Source organism: Rhodoferax sp. GW822-FHT02A01, assembly GCF_038784515.1.
GTDB lineage: Bacteria > Pseudomonadota > Gammaproteobacteria > Burkholderiales > Burkholderiaceae_C > Allorhodoferax.
Genome location: NZ_CP152376.1, coordinates 1,150,390 through 1,165,380, shown reverse-complemented (window position 1 = coordinate 1,165,380; position 14,991 = coordinate 1,150,390). Strand labels below are relative to the sequence as shown.

Here is a 14,991-nt window from a genome sequence, read left to right as displayed (position 1 = left end):
CTCCTGACGAATGCACGAATCACGCGGAAGAGGGATTACTCGCGGCGGCGGCGGCTACCACCTTCGCGGCGGCCGCGGCCCATTTCACCGTCGGCGCCCATGGCAGGCGCTTCACGGAACTTGCGGATCCAGCGCATGCAGTCAGGGTCGTGGCCCATCATCACGTCGGCACCCATGATGGCCTTGACCACTTCGGCGTGCAAGGGGTTGGTGATAGCAGATGTCATGCCCGAGGCGATGGCCATGGTCAGGAAAGCCGCGTTCACGCCGTTGCGCTCGGGCAGGCCGAAGCTCACGTTGGATGCGCCACAAGTGGTGTTGACCTTGAGCTCGGTCTTGAGGCGGTGCACCAGTTGCATGACCTGCACGCCAGCCTGGTTGATGGCGCCAATGGGCATGACCAGCGGGTCCACCACGATGTCGGAGGCGGGGATGCCGTAGTCGGATGCGCGCTCCACAATCTTCTTGGCGACGGCAAAACGCACGTCGGGGTCCTGGGAGATGCCGGTTTCATCGTTGGAGATGGCCACTACGGCGGCGCCGTATTTCTTGACCAGCGGCAACACGGTTTCCAGGCGGTCTTCCTCGCCGGTGACCGAGTTCACCAGGGCCTTGCCCTTGTAGACGGCCAGACCGGCTTCCAGCGCGGCGACGATGGAGGAGTCGATGCTGAGCGGCACGTCGGTGACGGACTGCACCAGCTGGATGGCCTTGGCCAGCATGCCGGGTTCATCAGCCAGCGGGATGCCGGCGTTGACGTCCAGCATGTGCGCACCGGCTTCCACCTGGGCCAATGCATCGGCCACGACGCGGCTGTAGTCACCGGCCAGCATTTCGGCCGCCATGATCTTGCGGCCTGTGGGGTTGATGCGTTCGCCGATGATGACGAAGGGGCGGTCAAAGCCGATCACCACTTCTTTGGTGGCGGAGCTGATGATGGTATCGGTCACGTTGTTTCCTTTGTTAGTGTCTGATGGGTATCGCGTTCGGGGTACCAAGGGACGCGCCCCTTGAGTACACCGGATTTCTGAATGATTTCGGCTACGGATTCTTCCTGGCGGTAGGCCATGACATGCACGCCCGACACGCCCTTGATTTCCTGGATCTCCTGAATCAGGTCAATGCAGATCTGGCGGCCTTCCTGGGCGGGCTTTTCGGCCCCGGCCATGCGCTTGACCACGGAATCCGGAATGTGGATGCCCGGCACATTGGTGCGCATCCATTCGGCGGCCTTGGCGGTGCGCAACGGGCCCACGCCAATCAGGAAGAATGCCTTGTCCAGCAAGCCCAGATCCTCCATTTGCTGCATGAAGGTTCTCAGGCGGGGAACATCGTAGCAGTATTGGGTTTGCAGGAATTGGGCGCCGGCGGCGATCTTCTTGGCAATGCGTTCGGCGCGCCATTCATAGGGCGGCACAAAGGGGTTGGCCGCAGCGCCGAAAAACACGCGCGGCGCATAGGTCACCTTGCGGCCACTCTGGAACTTGTGTTCATCACGCAGGGTGCGGCCGATGTTGAGCAGTGACATGCAGTCCAGATCAAACACCGGTTTGGCCTGCGGGTGATCGCCCGACTGCACGCCGTCACCGGACAGGCACAGCATGTTGGCCACACCCATGGCCGCACCGCCCAGGATGTCGCCCTGGATGGCAATGCGGTTCTTGTCGCGGCAGGAAATCTGCATCACCGGTGCATAGCCCACGCGGGTCAGCAGGGCGCACACGGCCATACTGGACATATGGCAGTTGGCACCGCTGCCGTCGGTGGCATTGATGGCGTCCACGTAGCCGTCGAAGATGCGGGCGCGCTTGTAGACGTCTTCCGGGTCTGCCGAATCGGGCGGGTCCAGCTCTGCGGTTACCGCAAACGCACCCGCACGCAGCACCCGCTCCAGGCGCCCCGGCGAAGTGTGGCCCGGCAGGATGGGCAGCGGATAGCCCGGAACTGGTTCGTCTTCAAATTTCATGGTGCTTTGGGAGTGCTGCTGGTGGCGGAAGGGGCGGCGGCAACCGGGCTGGCAGGCTTGGGCGGCGGCGGATTCTTGTCGCGGGCCACCTTGAGCCAGGAGGATCGTCCTTCCAGGCGACGGTCCACCGGCAATTGCACGATGCGGATGGCTTTCTTTCCCTCCACCATGCGTTCGCTTCCGGCAAAGCCTTCCACCCAGACGCAGCGCATCTCGGGTTTGACCTCGCAATGCCCGTTGGCACGCACGCCGCCACAGGGGCCGTTGCGGATGTTCTTGGGGCAGTTCATGGAGCACGACATGCCAGTAGAGCTCAGGGCACACTGGCCGCACATCTTGCAGTCAAACAGAAAGCCCTTGGTCACTTTCTCCAGAGCGGCGATGGGTTTTTCCACCCGTTCGTAACCGATCCAGTTCCATACCGGATGCAGGGCCACAAAGGCCTTCTCGAATGCGCTGTAAAACTTCTCCAGCCCACGGGCATGGCGTACAGACCAGAGACGAACGGAATACATATCAGGCTTCTCCCGAAGGGGCTGGGGAATCGGGCGTGAGGGTTTCGTCCACGCCATGGGCGCGAATCAGGCGCAGCAAATCGTCATCGGAATAGCGGGCCTCGATCTTGGCGGCCTCTGCTTCCGCCTCGGCTTGCATGTCGTCACCGCAAGCGCGCGGCTCGCTACGCTTCCAGTCGGCCAGGTAGTCGGCAGAGCCGGACTTGCCCGCGCGCATGGCGGCGCGGTCCACCGCCTCCTGGAAGCGGTGCGAGAGTTGCACCTTGCCAGTTTCGCGGCCTTTCTTGACCACTACCTGCGCGGGAATGTCGCGCCAGGAAATCACAATCAGTTTTGCCATGTAATGGGCCTCGTAGTAGCGGTTGTTTGGGCGCGTTCCAGGCTGGTGGCCAGGTCTCCGTAGCCGGTGACGTGGTACTCGAATTGCAGTCCGAGGCGCTCTGCAGCCGCACGCCCTGCGGCAATCTTTTCCTCCGAGGCCACCTGCGCCAGGTACGTGAGCTTCTTGTAGTTACCAAAATAGATCGGCATCAGCTCCGGGTGTTTGTCTATGCCCAGACCGCGCAATATCAGGCGGTCGAAATGGGTCAGCAAAAAGTCAGTCAGGTAGAAGGTGCCAAGCTCTGCCTCGGCCATGGCCTCGAATTGCGCTGTGCCGGCAAAGAACTCATAGCAGTGGGAACCCGGAATGCGCTCCACCCTCTCTTCGGCCAGCACGGCATCCAGCAGACCGCCGGTGCCGCAGTCGGCGTAGGCTACAAAGATGGAGGTGAATTGGCCGCGCGCCGCCTGGATCTTGGCGCGCACCGCTTCGGGAATCTTTTCGGGGCGGTTGTGCAGGTCTGCGGGCAGACACTGCACAGCCATGTGCGGCCAGTTGTTCAGGGTGCGCAGCGCCACAATCTCGCGTGCCAGGGCGCCACAGGCAATGATCAAGCTGGCTGGCTGAGCACCCATGGCTACACCGGATCAGACAGGGTTGCCGACTCTGCGCAGGCTCAGGCTGCCGCTGCGCGCCGTGCAGCGATCAGGGTCTTGGCAGTTTCCACGGCGATACCAGCGTCGCGGCAATAGGCGTCCGCGCCCACAGCCTTGCCGAACTCTTCGTTCAGCGGTGCGCCGCCGACCAGCACGATGTAGTCATCGCGAATGCCTTTTTCCTTGAGGGTGTCGATGACGACCTTCATGTAGGGCATGGTGGTGGTCAGCAGAGCAGACAGACCCAGGATGTCGGGCTTGTGCTGTTCAATGGCTTCCAGGTATTTTTCAACGGGGTTGTTGATGCCGAGGTCGATGACTTCAAAGCCGGCACCTTCCATCATCATGCCCACCAGGTTCTTGCCGATGTCATGGATGTCGCCCTTGACGGTTCCGATCACCATCTTGCCGATCGGCTCCACACCGGTTTCTGCCAGCAGGGGGCGCAGGATTTCCATGCCGCCCTTCATGGCGTTGGCAGCCAGCAGCACTTCCGGCACGAACAGGATGCCGTCGCGGAAATCGATGCCCACGATACGCATGCCTTCGACCAGCGCGTCATCCAACACGCGGGCTGCAGTCCAGCCGCGCGAGAGCAGGATGTTGGTTGCTTCTATGACCTCGTCGCGAAGGCCGTTGTAGAGATCGTCATGGACTTGCTCTGTCAGCTCCTCGTCGTTCAAGGTGTTGAGATCCAGATCGTCATCAAATTCGTTGGCCACCGCTAACTCCTGAAAAATAGGTTGCTCATGTCACTGCATCGGCACAGTCAGAGCGTGTTGAAAATGGTACGAGTCGCTATCTGTCAGGGCTGACACAATAGCGACTTGGGATTGTCGTCACACGACAGTGTAATTGCCTCGTGAATTGCGTGGTCGTTCGGGTCGAAATGGCCGTCGCACCGAGATAATTCCGCGGGCGCCCAATCCATAAACTGCCCACTGGCAACGCAACTGTTTTGCGCCAACCTATTCGACAACCTACGGAGCCCGATTTCCATGAACGTCCCACTCGAAGGCAAGCCCCATTACATCCTCACGGCCACCTGCGCCAGCCGCATGGGGACTGTGGCACGCGTGTCCGGCTTTCTGGCCTCGCGCAAGTGCTACATCACCGACATGCAGCAGTTCGATGATGTGATCACCGGGCGCTTTTTTACCCGCATCAGCTTTTATGGCAACCCGGGCGCCACGCCCGAGTTGGCTGCATTGCGCGATGAATTCCAGGAGGTCGCCACACTGGAGGAAATGGAGTGGTCGATTGTGGACGCGGAGATCAAACCTCGCGTGCTGATCATGGTCTCCAAATTCGACCATTGCCTGGTGGACCTGCTGTACCGCAACCGCACCGGCGAACTGAAGATGGAAATCACCACCGTGGTCTCCAACCACCCCGACCTCAAAGGGCTGGTGGAAGCGCAGGGCATTCGCTATGTACACATTCCCGTCACGCCCGAGACCAAGGCAGCACAGGAAGACAAGCTGATGGAGCTGGTACATGAGACGCGCAGCGAGCTGGTGGTGCTGGCGCGTTACATGCAGGTTCTCTCGGACGACCTGTGCCGCCGTCTGCGCGGCCAGGCCATCAATATCCACCACTCGTTCCTGCCGGGCTTCAAGGGCGCCAAACCCTATCACCAGGCCCATGCGCGCGGTGTCAAGTTGACGGGGGCAACGGCCCACTACGTGACGGCGGATCTGGACGAAGGCCCGATCATCGAGCAGGTGGTGCAACGTGTGGACCACACCTACACGCCGGAAAAGCTGGCTGCCGCCGGTCGCGACTCCGAGTGCCGCGCCCTGGCAACGGCCGTGCGTCTGCACGTGGAACGCCGCGTATTCCTGAACGACTCCAAGACTGTGATTTTTGCCTGACCCTCACGGGCCGACATCGCCGCTCAGTATTCGGTGGCGATGTCGTCGTCCGCTTCGAGCGGCAGGTCGCCTATGGCAACCCGGCGGCTGTTACGGCGTTCGGCGCTGGGGGTGTGGCCAAACAAGTCGCGGTAGCACTTGGAAAAGTGCGGCGGGGATTGGAAGCCGCAAGCCACCGCCACTTCCATGATGGACATGGAAGTCTGCAGCAGCAGGCCGCGGGCGCGGCGCAGGCGCATGTCCAGGTAGTACTTGGTCGGAACCTCGCCCACATATCGCTTGAACAGCCGCTCAATCTGGCGGCGCGAAACGCCCACCAATTTGGCAATCTCGTCCAGCGACAGGGGTTCCTCCAGATTGGCCTCCATCAGGGCGGCCGCTTCGATTAGGTTCTCATGGAACAGGCCGACGCGGGCCAGCAGGGGCACATGCTGGCGGTCTTGGTCACTGCGGATGCGGTCCAGGATGAACTGGTCGGAAATCTGCGGCGCAATATCGCGACCCAGATGGTCCTTGATGATGTTGAGCATCAAGTCCAGCGGCGCAATCCCGCCCGAGCAGGTGTAGCGGTCCCGGTCAATGGCGTAGAGCTGCTTGGAGAACTGCACGGCGGGGAATTGCTCTTCCAGCGCCGACATGTTTTCCCAGTGCACCACGGCCTTGTATTTGTCCAGCAAGCCAGCCTTGGCCAGGGCGTAGCCGCCGGTGCACAGCGAGCCCAGCGGCACCAGACGTTGCGCAAAGCGGCGCAGGGCGGCAATGAGTTCCGGAGTGACGGCCTGCTCGACGTTGACGCCGCCGCAGACGAACACAATGTTGGCCGGACCAATGTCTTCAATGGCCACCGTGGGCGACATGGACAGACCATTGCTGGCGGGTGTGGGTTGGCCGTCCAGGCTGGCCAACGTCCACTCATACACGTCCTGTTCAGCAACCCGGTTGGCCATGCGCAACGCCTCGACCGCGCTGGACAGCGCAATCAGAGAGTAATTCTGCAGCGTCAGGAATACGAATCGGTGCTTTGGAAGGGGCCGGTTCGGGCGTTTAGCAGGCAAATCCATCAGAGCTGTGTGTAGTCAAGGGCCATCGACTTTGGGTTTAAGCCCGAGTTTATCCCTGAGTGTGCGGCGTTTGCCTTGTTCTCCGAAGGTTTCGGTGATGCGATCCAGCATGATGGCCAACAGCACCACGGCCAGGCCGGATTCAAAGCCCAGGCCGATATCCAGCCGTTGGATACTGGCCAGGACGTCGTTGCCCAGCCCGCCCGCACCCACCATGGAGGCGATGATGACCATGGAGAGCGCCATCATGATGGTCTGGTTGATGCCCGCCATGATGGATGGCATGGCGCCGGGGATCTGCACCTTGAACAGTACTTGCGTAGGCGTGCAGCCAAAAGTGATGCCCGCTTCTACTTGCTCCTTGTTGACCTGGCGGATGCCCAGGGCGGTGAGGCGCACTACCGGTGGCATGGCGAAGATCACGGTGGAGAGTACGCCAGGCACGCGTCCCAGGCCGAACAGCATGGCCGCAGGGATCAGGTACACAAACGCCGGCATGGTCTGCATGAAGTCCAGAGTAGGGCGCACGATGGCGGCCACCCGGTCATTGCGTGCGGCCCAGATGCCCAGCGGCAGTCCCAACACCAGGCTGATAAAGGTCGCGGCAATGATGAGCGCCAGCGTCACCATGGTTTGAGGCCAGAAGCCGGTACCGTTGATTACATAGCAGCAGGCCAGGCAGAACAGGGCGAATTTCCAGCCCAGGCGCCAAAAGCCTACGCCCACCAACACGGCCGCCACTACAGGCATGGGAATGGCCTGCAGCGCAGTTTCCAGCGCTTCGGTGAGGGTGCCGATGCCCGAGCCCAGTTGCTCCAGCGTGCCGCCGTCGTTGTCCACGACAAACTTGACGGCGCGATCTACGAATTCGCCCAAGGGCAATGTGTCACTCATGGGTGGCCTCTACTTCTTCTACGAGTTTTTTCAGCAAGATGGTCTGGGTCACGGCGCCCAGATAGATATTGTTGGCGTCCACCACGGGCAATGGCACCGGGTTGCGCACCAGGCGCCCGATCAGTTCCTTGAGCACCATGGTGGAGGGAACCGAGGCAATGTGTTGCAGGAAGGCTGCCGCCAGATGGTTGGAGTCGGCTTCCAGCGCGCGGAACATGGAGTCGATGGAAACCGTGCCCAGCAGCCGCCCATCGTTGCCTACGGCAAAAGCATAGTGGCGTTGCGTTTCGCGCAGTTTCGCGATGGCGGTGCGCATATCGGCTTTGGCGTCGGCACCGGGTTGGAAGACCAGGGTCTCGTCCGCGCTGGCCACGTCCTTGGCGACCAGGTACTTGTTGACGTCCACGCCCTTGAAGAAGGCGCGCACATATTCGTCGCTGGGGTTGCGCAGGATTTCATCGGGCGTGCCGATCTGCACAATGCGACCGCCTTCCATGATGGCAATGCGGTTGCCGATGTGAAAGGCTTCGTCCAGGTCGTGCGAGACGAAGACGATGGTGCGCTGTTGCTCAGCCTGCAGCTTGAGCAGCAGTTCCTGCATCTCGGTGCGCTTGAGTGGGTCCAGGGCTGAAAAAGCTTCGTCCATCAGCATGAGTGACGGGTCTACCGCCAACGCACGCGCCAGACCGACGCGCTGCTGCATGCCGCCAGACAGTTCGGCGGGCATACGCTGGGCAAAGGCTTTCAGGCCCACCTGGTCCAGCACTTCCATGGCGCGTTTTTCGCGCGTCTTGCGATCCACGCCGGCGACTTCCAGGCCGAAGGCGGTATTGCGCAAAACCGAGAGGTGAGGCAATAGCGCAAACGACTGGAACACCATGGCCAAGTCCTTGCGGCGCAGGTTGATCAATGCCTGCTTGCTCATGGTGGCAACGTCGTGGCCGCCCACCAGAATCTGCCCGTGCGTGGGGTCGACCAGACGGTTGAGCAGGCGGATCAGGGTGGATTTGCCGGAACCGGAGAGGCCCATGAGCACAAAGATCTCGCCCTCATTGACGTGGAAGTTGGCATCCTTGACCCCGACCACCATGCCGGTTTGCTGAAAGATCTGGTCCTTGCTCTGGCCCCGTTGCAGCATCTGCATGGCCAGTTCCGGGCTATGGCCAAATATTTTGTAGAGATTCTTGACGACGACTTTTTCGACCACTGCGCTTGTCCTCTGGTTCGTTGGGTTTGTTGCAGCTTTGGGCTACAGCGCCCTTCTCTATGCATGAAGCGGGCCATGCTAGCCGCACAAAACGCAACCAAACCCCAAAATGCGCCGTCAGATTGTCAATCTGCGACAAGGCCAGTGCGCACTAGGGAATGCCCTATGCAAATGCACTGTCCATTTCAGTGCGAGGCCGTGCGCGAGATGTATCGCTTGCGCCAAAACACCAGACTCAGAGCAGCTGCAATGGTGACCATGCTGCCCATGGCCCACCAGAAACCGCTGTGCACATGGAGCAGCGGGATGGAGTCAAAGTTCATGCCGAATATGGCGGCGATCAGATTCAATGGCAGGAAGATGGCGGTCAGCGCCGTGAGCGTGCGCATGATGTCATTGGTGCGGTGGCTCTGCGCGCTGAAGTGCATCTGCACCGCGGTTTCGGCGCTCTGTTCCAGGCGGCGCACGTGGTGCACTACGCGCTCAATATGCTCCAGCACATCGCGGCTGCGCACCTGCAGCAATTCGCGTTCGCGCGCATCTGCCGGCGTGTCGGCGTCCGGCCAGGTCTTGATGGCCTCGATCCAGTCCTGGATGCAGGCATGCTGGTCTTCACAGATCTCGTCCAGTTGGTGCAATGCGAGACGTGCATCCAACAGCGCTCCCCAGTTCGCAAAGCGTGCCTTGGGGCTGAGCAGCTCGGTCTGCCAATGGTCCAGCTGGTGCGTCATTTCCCGGCGCAGGGCCAGATAGCCGTCCACCATCAGATTGACAATGCGCAGCATCAAGTCCGCCGGGCTGCCCGGGAAACGCGTGCCCGTGACGCGCAGATCGGGGCTGCCGCCGACCTGGGTCAGCTTGCTCGCATAAGCATCTCGAACCAGACAGTCTTCGGGATGGACGGTCAGCAACACGCGATCAAACACCGCAAACCCCACCGGATTGGTATCTATGCGCCGCAGGATGGGCGGCCCACCCTTGGCCAATGCCAAAGCCGGTTTGACGCCGCCTTCCACGCGCGTGGCGGTGGCGTGGGAGGTCGCCAGGCGTCGGAACACCACCATGTCATATTGCGAGGTGTAGTCGTAGTGGGAGGGCAACTGCTGGTTCAGCAGGTCGGATACGTGCAGGTCCAGCAGGGCCTGGCCACACAGTGTCTGCAACACCGACTGGATGGTGCTCAGCTGTGTTTCAAATTCCTTGCGGGTGCAGCTGATCCAGACGAACCCGTTGGCGGGCGGGTCCGCCTGCAACAGGCTTTGCAAGTCCCCGCCCTCCATTGCGCCCGTGCTTTGGATCTGAAAGATGCGCATGGTCTGGCTCTCGCTGGGCGGCGGCCGGGGTTAGCGGTTGCGTAGCAGCCGGGCGACGTCGCGAGCGAAGTAGGTCAACACACCGTCGGCACCGGCACGCTTGAAGGCCAGCAGGCTTTCCAGCATGACGGCATCATGGTCCAGCCAGCCATTGGCCGCTGCAGCTTTGAGCATGGCGTATTCGCCGGAGACCTGGTAGGCAAAAGTAGGGATGCGGAACTCATCCTTGACGCGACGCACCACGTCCAGATAGGGCATGCCGGGCTTGACCATCACCATGTCGGCGCCTTCTGCAATGTCCATGGCGACCTCGCGCAAGGCTTCGTCGGTATTGGCAGGGTCCATCTGATAGACCTTCTTGTTGCTCTTGCCCAGATTGGAGGCCGAGCCCACAGCGTCGCGGAAGGGGCCGTAAAAGGCGCTGGCGTACTTGGCGCTGTAGGCCATGATGCGGGTGTGTACCAGCTTCTCTGCTTCCAGTGCGGTACGGATGGCGCCTATGCGCCCGTCCATCATGTCGCTAGGGGCAACGATGTCCACTCCTGCACGGGCCTGGGCCATGGCTTGCTGCACAAGCACTTCCACGGTCTCGTCGTTCAGGATGTAGCCCTCCGTCTCCGGGCGGGTGTCGGGCAGGCCGTCCTGGCCATGGCTGGTGTAGGGGTCCAGTGCCACATCGGTCATGACGCCCAGATCGGGGAACTCCTTCTTCAGCGCGCGGACCACACGGGGAATGAGACCATCGGGATTGAGCGCCTCACTACCACGGTAGTCCTTGAGGGACTGGTCGATGACGGGGAACAATGCCATCACCGGAATTTCCAGTTTGACGCATTCCTCAGCGACTGGCAGCAGCAGGTCCAGGCTGAGCCGTTCCACGCCGGGCATGGAACCGATGGGAACCCGTTGCCCCTGCCCATCCACCACAAAGACCGGATAAATCAGGTCATGTGCTGTCAGGTTGTTTTCACGTACCAGGTTGCGGGTAAACGTATCGCGGCGCAGACGACGGGGGCGTCCGGCGGGGTAGGGGGCATAGTTGGTCATATTGAAAATTGTGCCTGAATCCTTGGTAGGCACATTGCGTCATGTGTGATGGCGCAGTTTGTACTGCGATGCAACATCGGTTTGGAGTCATGTAAAGGGAAGAAATAGCAGACAGAGTCGCATGGGTATTTGAAAAAAATGCTTGTGCGGCAATGTGAAAATTGTTAAATTCAGCGCCGGGTAGCTTGCTACCTCCCGCTTTTCCTCCCTGAGCGGGGCCTTGATGTGTGACAGCAAATAGGCTTGCTACCCCAGCCCTTGTGCTGGGGTTTTTTTTGCCATTGCCGATATGGCCTACACTGAAAACCATGCTCTGGATAAAGTCCTTTCACATAGTCTTTGTGGCCAGCTGGTTTGCCGGGCTGTTCTACCTTCCGCGCATTTTTGTCAATCTGGCCATGGTCCCCAAGGGCTCGGACGCTGAGTTCGCCCGTCTGATGTTGATGGCCCGCAAGCTGATGCGCTTCAGCCACATGCTGATGGTGCCGGCGCTGGGTTTTGGCCTGTGGACTTGGGGGCTTTACGGTTTTGCATATGGCATGGGCAATGGTCAAGGAATGGGCTGGATGCACATCAAGTTGTTCCTGGTCGTGCTGGCCGTGGCGTACCACGTCGTGTGTGCCTTCATCCTGCGCAGTTTCGAAGTGGGGCGTGAGGCGCACGGCCACGTCTGGTTCCGCTGGTTCAACGAGATCCCTGTGCTGCTGCTGACTGCCATCGTCATCTTGGTAGTTGTCAAGCCGTTCTGAGGCTGTCTGCCATGCACAAGACCGCGGCCACGCCACTGGCGTTGATGTATGCGGTGCTGATTGTCTACGCCAGCCTTTATCCATTTGCAGACTGGCGCGATCAGGGGATAGACGCCTGGGCGTTCTTGCTGGCGCCCTGGCCTCGGTATTGGACTGGATTTGATGTGGCAGTCAATGTGGCGGGCTACATTCCGTTTGGCGGCCTGTTGATGCTGAGCGCGCTGCGGTCCGGGCGTCTGAGGCACCCGCTGATGCTGACTTTTCTTTGCGCCTCGCTGCTTTCCCTGGGAATGGAAACCCTGCAAAGCTACCTGCCTGTGCGCGTGGCTTCGCGCGAAGACTGGCTGCTCAATTCGGCCGGAGCCTGGGTCGGTGCCTTCATCACGTTGGGTTTGGAGCGGTGGGGGGCGATAGATCGCTGGACTGACTTTCGCAAGCGCTGGTTTTTCGAGTCGTATCGTGGTGGCGTTGTGCTGATTGCAACCTGGCCGCTGGCGCTCCTGTTTCCGCCTGCAGTTCCGTTTGGACTGGGGCAGATCTTTGAACGGATCGAAGCGCAGTTGGCAGACCGGCTTGCCGATACGCCGTTTCTGGACTGGCTTCCCGTACGGGAGGTTGAGTTGCAGCCCCTGCTTCCCAGTGCCGAACTGGTCTGTGTTCTGCTGGGGCTGTTGATTCCTTGCCTGGTGGGCTTTTGCGTAATCCGTCCGGGCTTCAGGCGGCTGCTTTTCGCGCCGTTGTTCATTGGCGTGGGTGTGTTGGTAGCAGCGCTTTCCGCGCTGCTGAGCTGGGGGCCGGACCATGCCTGGGCTTGGCTGGACCTGCCCACACAGGTGGCCTTGGTGGCAGCGGTCATTCTGGCTTCGTTTCTTTCGTTTGTGCCGGCGCGAGCCAGTCCTGCGCTGGTGCTGCTGGGGCTGGGGCTGTACTTGAGCATCCTGAATCAGGCTCCAGAGAACCCCTATTTCGCACAGACTCTGCAAGAGTGGGAACAGGGGCGATTCGTCCGCTTCAACGGGCTTGCTCAATGGTTGGGTTGGTTATGGCCTTACGCCGTTTTGGTGTATGCCGTATCGATGATCTGGCGCCGCAATCCGAATCCCTAAAATCGAGTCATGCCCGAAACCACTACGACTGCGCGTTCCTATTACGAGCGCCATATTTTTTTCTGCCTCAACGAACGCAAGAACGGTGAAGCTTGTTGTGCACAGTTCAAAGCCCAGGAGGCCTTCGACCACTGCAAGTCCCTGGTGAAGGCTGCGGGCCTGAATGGACCGGGCCAGGTGCGGGTCAACAAAGCCGGTTGCCTGGACCGCTGTGCGGCAGGCCCGGTGGCCGTCATCTATCCCGAGGCAGTCTGGTACAGCTACGTGGACAACGCCGATATTGAAGAGATCGTCGAATCGCATCTCAAGAATGGCAAAGTGGTGGAGCGACTGCTGACCCCACCACACCTGGGACGGTAACTGTGAAGGCTTCCACACGCAAAATCACGTTACTGGGTCCAGCGGGTGTACTGGAAGCGGCGGTGGACGAGCCCGCCAGCGAAACCGTACGTGGCGTGGCAATCATTGCCCATCCCCATCCTTTGTTTGGTGGCACCATGGACAACAAGGTGGTGCAGACCGTGGCGCGCGCCTTTGTGCAGTGTGGCTGGCGTGCGGTGCGCTTCAATTTCCGTGGGGTGGGCGGTAGTGCCGGGGTGTACGACGAAGGGCGCGGAGAGTTGCAGGACCTGTTGGCCGTTCTGGAAGACCAGGCACCCCAAGGGCCTTTGGCGCTTGCAGGATTTTCATTTGGGGCATTTGTCACCAGCACGGCGGTGGCGCAACTTTGGCCGCATCGCGACATCGAAAAACTGGTGTTGGTAGGTACTGCCGCCAGCCGTTTTGGCGTGGCACCGATTGCCACGGATCTGCATGCGCGTACGCTGGTGGTTCACGGTGAGGTGGACGACACGGTGCCTCTAACGTCAGTGATGGACTGGGCACGTCCCCAGAATCTTCCGGTAACTGTAATTCCAGGGGTCGAACATTTCTTTCACGGACAATTGCCACTGTTGCGCGGGCTGGTCGCCCGACACGTCATGAGTTCGCTACCCCCTGTGTGAGTTCGTTTATTCCATCGGAACCTTTGCGGGCCTTTTTTATCCCATGAAATTATTTCTGGCCGCTCTCTTGGTTGTTCTGAGTTTCGCCGCGGCGGCGCAAATGCCCCAGCCGCCGGAAGTGGCAGCTCGAGCCTATATGTTGGTGGACATCACAGCCAACCAAGTTCTGGCCGCGAAGGATATTGATGCACCGGTGGAGCCTGCATCACTCACCAAGCTGATGTCGGCCTATCTGGTGTTCGACGCACTGAAATCCAGGAAGATTGACCTCAAGCAAACCTTTGGAGTCAGTGAGGGGGCCTGGAAGATGCCGGGTTCCCGCATGTTCATTGATCCCAAGATGCAGGTGCCAGTGGAGGACTTGATTCAGGGCATGATTGTTCAAAGCGGCAACGATGCCACCGTGGCGTTGGCTGAAGGTGTGGGCGGCTCGGTCGAAAAATTCGTCCAAATGATGAATGCGCAGGCCAAGGCACTGGGTATGAAGAACACGAGTTACAAGAACCCGGAAGGCATGACCGAGGCGGGTCACACCACCACGGCGCGCGATCTGGGTATTCTTGCAACCCGTCTGATGGCCGATTTCCCGCAATACGTCGGCTACTACGCAATCAAGAATTACCGCTATCCCGGTACGCCAGCGGCCAATAGCAGCAACCGCAATCTGCTCCTTTTTCGCGATCCAACTGTGGATGGTCTGAAGACCGGTCATACGGATTCAGCAGGCTATTGCATGGTTGCCACCGCAAAACGTGACTTTCCGAATCTGGCCACTGCCGGCGCAGCGCCGGGCACACCGGCTGCGACCGGAAGCCGTCGGTTGCTGTCAATCGTTCTGGGCGCGGAGAGTGAAAATGCACGTGCAAATGAGTCGCAGAAGTTACTGAACTGGGGCTACACGGCTTTCGAGGCGGTCAAGCTGTTCAATGCTGACCAAGCGGTTGTGGAGCCCGCCATCTGGAAAGGCAGTTCGCCCACGGTGAGGTTGGGCAGCAGCCAGTCCATCATCGTGGCCGTGCCCAACGGCACCGCCACCAAGGTGAAAACCCAGGTCTTGCGCAAGGATCCCCTGGTAGCCCCGGTCATCAAGGGGCAGCAAGTCGGCACGCTGCGCGTTACCGCAGGAGACCTATTCGTGGTCGATGTGCCGCTGGTGGCGTTGGATGGGGTCGAGCAGGCCGGCATCCTGGGCCGCGCCTGGGACTCCGTGCGTCTGTGGATCCGGTAGGTTTTCGCACGGACTTGCGGGATAACCCCTGATCTGATACAGTCGAGGG

The 14,991-nt window shown here is 60.4% G+C and carries 17 protein-coding genes; 6 read left to right on the top strand and 11 right to left on the bottom strand.

Annotated features, from left to right (window positions below):
- Positions 1-35: 35 nt before the first annotated feature.
- The 6 genes from AAGF34_RS05570 to AAGF34_RS05545 are packed head-to-tail and all read right to left on the bottom strand — an operon-like array spanning position 36 to position 4,181.
- Complete coding sequence (locus tag AAGF34_RS05570; RefSeq protein ID WP_342619626.1) at positions 36-950, bottom strand: methyltetrahydrofolate cobalamin methyltransferase; 915 nt, start codon at positions 948-950, stop codon at positions 36-38.
- Positions 947-1,966 (bottom strand): methylenetetrahydrofolate reductase, encoded by a 1,020-nt coding sequence (locus AAGF34_RS05565; RefSeq protein ID WP_342619625.1) that lies wholly within the window; start codon positions 1,964-1,966, stop codon positions 947-949. Before AAGF34_RS05565 ends, AAGF34_RS05570 begins: the two co-directional genes overlap by 4 nt.
- Positions 1,963-2,481 carry a methylenetetrahydrofolate reductase C-terminal domain-containing protein gene (locus AAGF34_RS05560; RefSeq protein ID WP_342619624.1) on the bottom strand — a complete coding sequence of 173 codons (519 nt, stop codon included), beginning with the start codon at positions 2,479-2,481 and terminating at the stop codon, positions 1,963-1,965. Before AAGF34_RS05560 ends, AAGF34_RS05565 begins: the two co-directional genes overlap by 4 nt.
- A gap of 1 nt (position 2,482) precedes the next feature.
- Entirely contained in the window at positions 2,483-2,821 is a 339-nt protein-coding gene (locus AAGF34_RS05555; protein WP_342619623.1) for a virulence factor, read from the bottom strand.
- Entirely contained in the window at positions 2,809-3,438 is a 630-nt protein-coding gene (locus AAGF34_RS05550) for a DUF1638 domain-containing protein (RefSeq protein ID WP_342619622.1), read from the bottom strand. Before AAGF34_RS05550 ends, AAGF34_RS05555 begins: the two co-directional genes overlap by 13 nt.
- A gap of 41 nt (positions 3,439-3,479) precedes the next feature.
- Complete coding sequence (locus AAGF34_RS05545; protein ID WP_342619621.1) at positions 3,480-4,181, bottom strand: B12-binding domain-containing protein; 702 nt, start codon at positions 4,179-4,181, stop codon at positions 3,480-3,482.
- A gap of 276 nt (positions 4,182-4,457) precedes the next feature.
- Between AAGF34_RS05545 and purU the strand changes: the two genes are divergently transcribed.
- Positions 4,458-5,333 carry a formyltetrahydrofolate deformylase gene (purU, locus tag AAGF34_RS05540; protein ID WP_342619620.1) on the top strand — a complete coding sequence of 292 codons (876 nt, stop codon included), beginning with the start codon at positions 4,458-4,460 and terminating at the stop codon, positions 5,331-5,333.
- Positions 5,334-5,356: 23 nt separating this feature from the next.
- Here the strand turns inward: purU and AAGF34_RS05535 are convergent, their stop codons facing one another.
- From AAGF34_RS05535 to hemB, 5 genes are all read right to left on the bottom strand, one after another.
- Positions 5,357-6,394, bottom strand: a complete 1,038-nt coding sequence (locus AAGF34_RS05535) for a GlxA family transcriptional regulator (protein ID WP_342619619.1) — start codon at positions 6,392-6,394, stop codon at positions 5,357-5,359.
- Between the two features lie 15 nt (positions 6,395-6,409).
- Positions 6,410-7,288: a proline/glycine betaine ABC transporter permease gene (locus AAGF34_RS05530; RefSeq protein WP_342619618.1), complete on the bottom strand. Its 879-nt coding sequence runs from the start codon at positions 7,286-7,288 to the stop codon at positions 6,410-6,412.
- Positions 7,281-8,432, bottom strand: coding sequence for a glycine betaine/L-proline ABC transporter ATP-binding protein (locus AAGF34_RS05525; protein WP_342621037.1), 1,152 nt, complete (start codon positions 8,430-8,432; stop codon positions 7,281-7,283). The genes AAGF34_RS05530 and AAGF34_RS05525 overlap by 8 nt, the downstream gene beginning before the upstream one ends.
- 248 nt (positions 8,433-8,680) lie before the next feature.
- Positions 8,681-9,808, bottom strand: coding sequence for a magnesium transporter CorA family protein (locus AAGF34_RS05520; RefSeq protein ID WP_342619617.1), 1,128 nt, complete (start codon positions 9,806-9,808; stop codon positions 8,681-8,683).
- Between the two features lie 30 nt (positions 9,809-9,838).
- The gene (hemB, locus tag AAGF34_RS05515) at positions 9,839-10,855 is read right to left on the bottom strand and encodes a porphobilinogen synthase (RefSeq protein WP_342619616.1); all 1,017 of its coding nucleotides are present in this window, start codon (positions 10,853-10,855) and stop codon (positions 9,839-9,841) included.
- Between the two features lie 308 nt (positions 10,856-11,163).
- On the opposite strand from hemB, the gene AAGF34_RS05510 reads away from it, so the two are divergent.
- The 5 genes from AAGF34_RS05510 to AAGF34_RS05490 are packed head-to-tail and all read left to right on the top strand — an operon-like array spanning position 11,164 to position 14,942.
- Complete coding sequence (locus AAGF34_RS05510) at positions 11,164-11,604, top strand: CopD family protein (RefSeq protein WP_342619615.1); 441 nt, start codon at positions 11,164-11,166, stop codon at positions 11,602-11,604.
- 11 nt (positions 11,605-11,615) lie between these two features.
- The gene (locus AAGF34_RS05505; RefSeq protein ID WP_342619614.1) at positions 11,616-12,710 is read left to right on the top strand and encodes a VanZ family protein; all 1,095 of its coding nucleotides are present in this window, start codon (positions 11,616-11,618) and stop codon (positions 12,708-12,710) included.
- Positions 12,711-12,719: 9 nt separating this feature from the next.
- Positions 12,720-13,070: a (2Fe-2S) ferredoxin domain-containing protein gene (locus tag AAGF34_RS05500; protein ID WP_342619613.1), complete on the top strand. Its 351-nt coding sequence runs from the start codon at positions 12,720-12,722 to the stop codon at positions 13,068-13,070.
- A 2-nt stretch (positions 13,071-13,072) separates the two neighbouring features.
- Positions 13,073-13,714 carry an alpha/beta fold hydrolase gene (locus AAGF34_RS05495; RefSeq protein WP_342619612.1) on the top strand — a complete coding sequence of 214 codons (642 nt, stop codon included), beginning with the start codon at positions 13,073-13,075 and terminating at the stop codon, positions 13,712-13,714.
- A 43-nt stretch (positions 13,715-13,757) separates the two neighbouring features.
- Complete coding sequence (locus AAGF34_RS05490) at positions 13,758-14,942, top strand: D-alanyl-D-alanine carboxypeptidase family protein (protein WP_342619611.1); 1,185 nt, start codon at positions 13,758-13,760, stop codon at positions 14,940-14,942.
- Positions 14,943-14,991: the final 49 nt, after the last annotated feature.

What these genes read in the sequence shown, in the direction of transcription:
- AAGF34_RS05565 (WP_342619625.1), bottom strand. Translation starts at nt 1,966, where the DNA reads ATGAAATTTGAAGACGAACCAGTTCCGGGCTATCCGCTGCCCATCCTG.
- AAGF34_RS05525 (WP_342621037.1), bottom strand. Translation starts at nt 8,432, where the DNA reads ATGCAGATGCTGCAACGGGGCCAGAGCAAGGACCAGATCTTTCAGCAA.
- purU (WP_342619620.1), top strand. Translation starts at nt 4,458, where the DNA reads ATGAACGTCCCACTCGAAGGCAAGCCCCATTACATCCTCACGGCCACC.
- AAGF34_RS05490 (WP_342619611.1), top strand. Translation starts at nt 13,758, where the DNA reads ATGAAATTATTTCTGGCCGCTCTCTTGGTTGTTCTGAGTTTCGCCGCG.
- hemB (WP_342619616.1), bottom strand. Translation starts at nt 10,855, where the DNA reads ATGACCAACTATGCCCCCTACCCCGCCGGACGCCCCCGTCGTCTGCGC.
- AAGF34_RS05535 (WP_342619619.1), bottom strand. Translation starts at nt 6,394, where the DNA reads ATGGATTTGCCTGCTAAACGCCCGAACCGGCCCCTTCCAAAGCACCGA.
- AAGF34_RS05530 (WP_342619618.1), bottom strand. Translation starts at nt 7,288, where the DNA reads ATGAGTGACACATTGCCCTTGGGCGAATTCGTAGATCGCGCCGTCAAG.
- AAGF34_RS05550 (WP_342619622.1), bottom strand. Translation starts at nt 3,438, where the DNA reads ATGGGTGCTCAGCCAGCCAGCTTGATCATTGCCTGTGGCGCCCTGGCA.
- AAGF34_RS05560 (WP_342619624.1), bottom strand. Translation starts at nt 2,481, where the DNA reads ATGTATTCCGTTCGTCTCTGGTCTGTACGCCATGCCCGTGGGCTGGAG.
- AAGF34_RS05510 (WP_342619615.1), top strand. Translation starts at nt 11,164, where the DNA reads ATGCTCTGGATAAAGTCCTTTCACATAGTCTTTGTGGCCAGCTGGTTT.
- AAGF34_RS05520 (WP_342619617.1), bottom strand. Translation starts at nt 9,808, where the DNA reads ATGCGCATCTTTCAGATCCAAAGCACGGGCGCAATGGAGGGCGGGGAC.
- AAGF34_RS05505 (WP_342619614.1), top strand. Translation starts at nt 11,616, where the DNA reads ATGCACAAGACCGCGGCCACGCCACTGGCGTTGATGTATGCGGTGCTG.
- AAGF34_RS05555 (WP_342619623.1), bottom strand. Translation starts at nt 2,821, where the DNA reads ATGGCAAAACTGATTGTGATTTCCTGGCGCGACATTCCCGCGCAGGTA.
- AAGF34_RS05500 (WP_342619613.1), top strand. Translation starts at nt 12,720, where the DNA reads ATGCCCGAAACCACTACGACTGCGCGTTCCTATTACGAGCGCCATATT.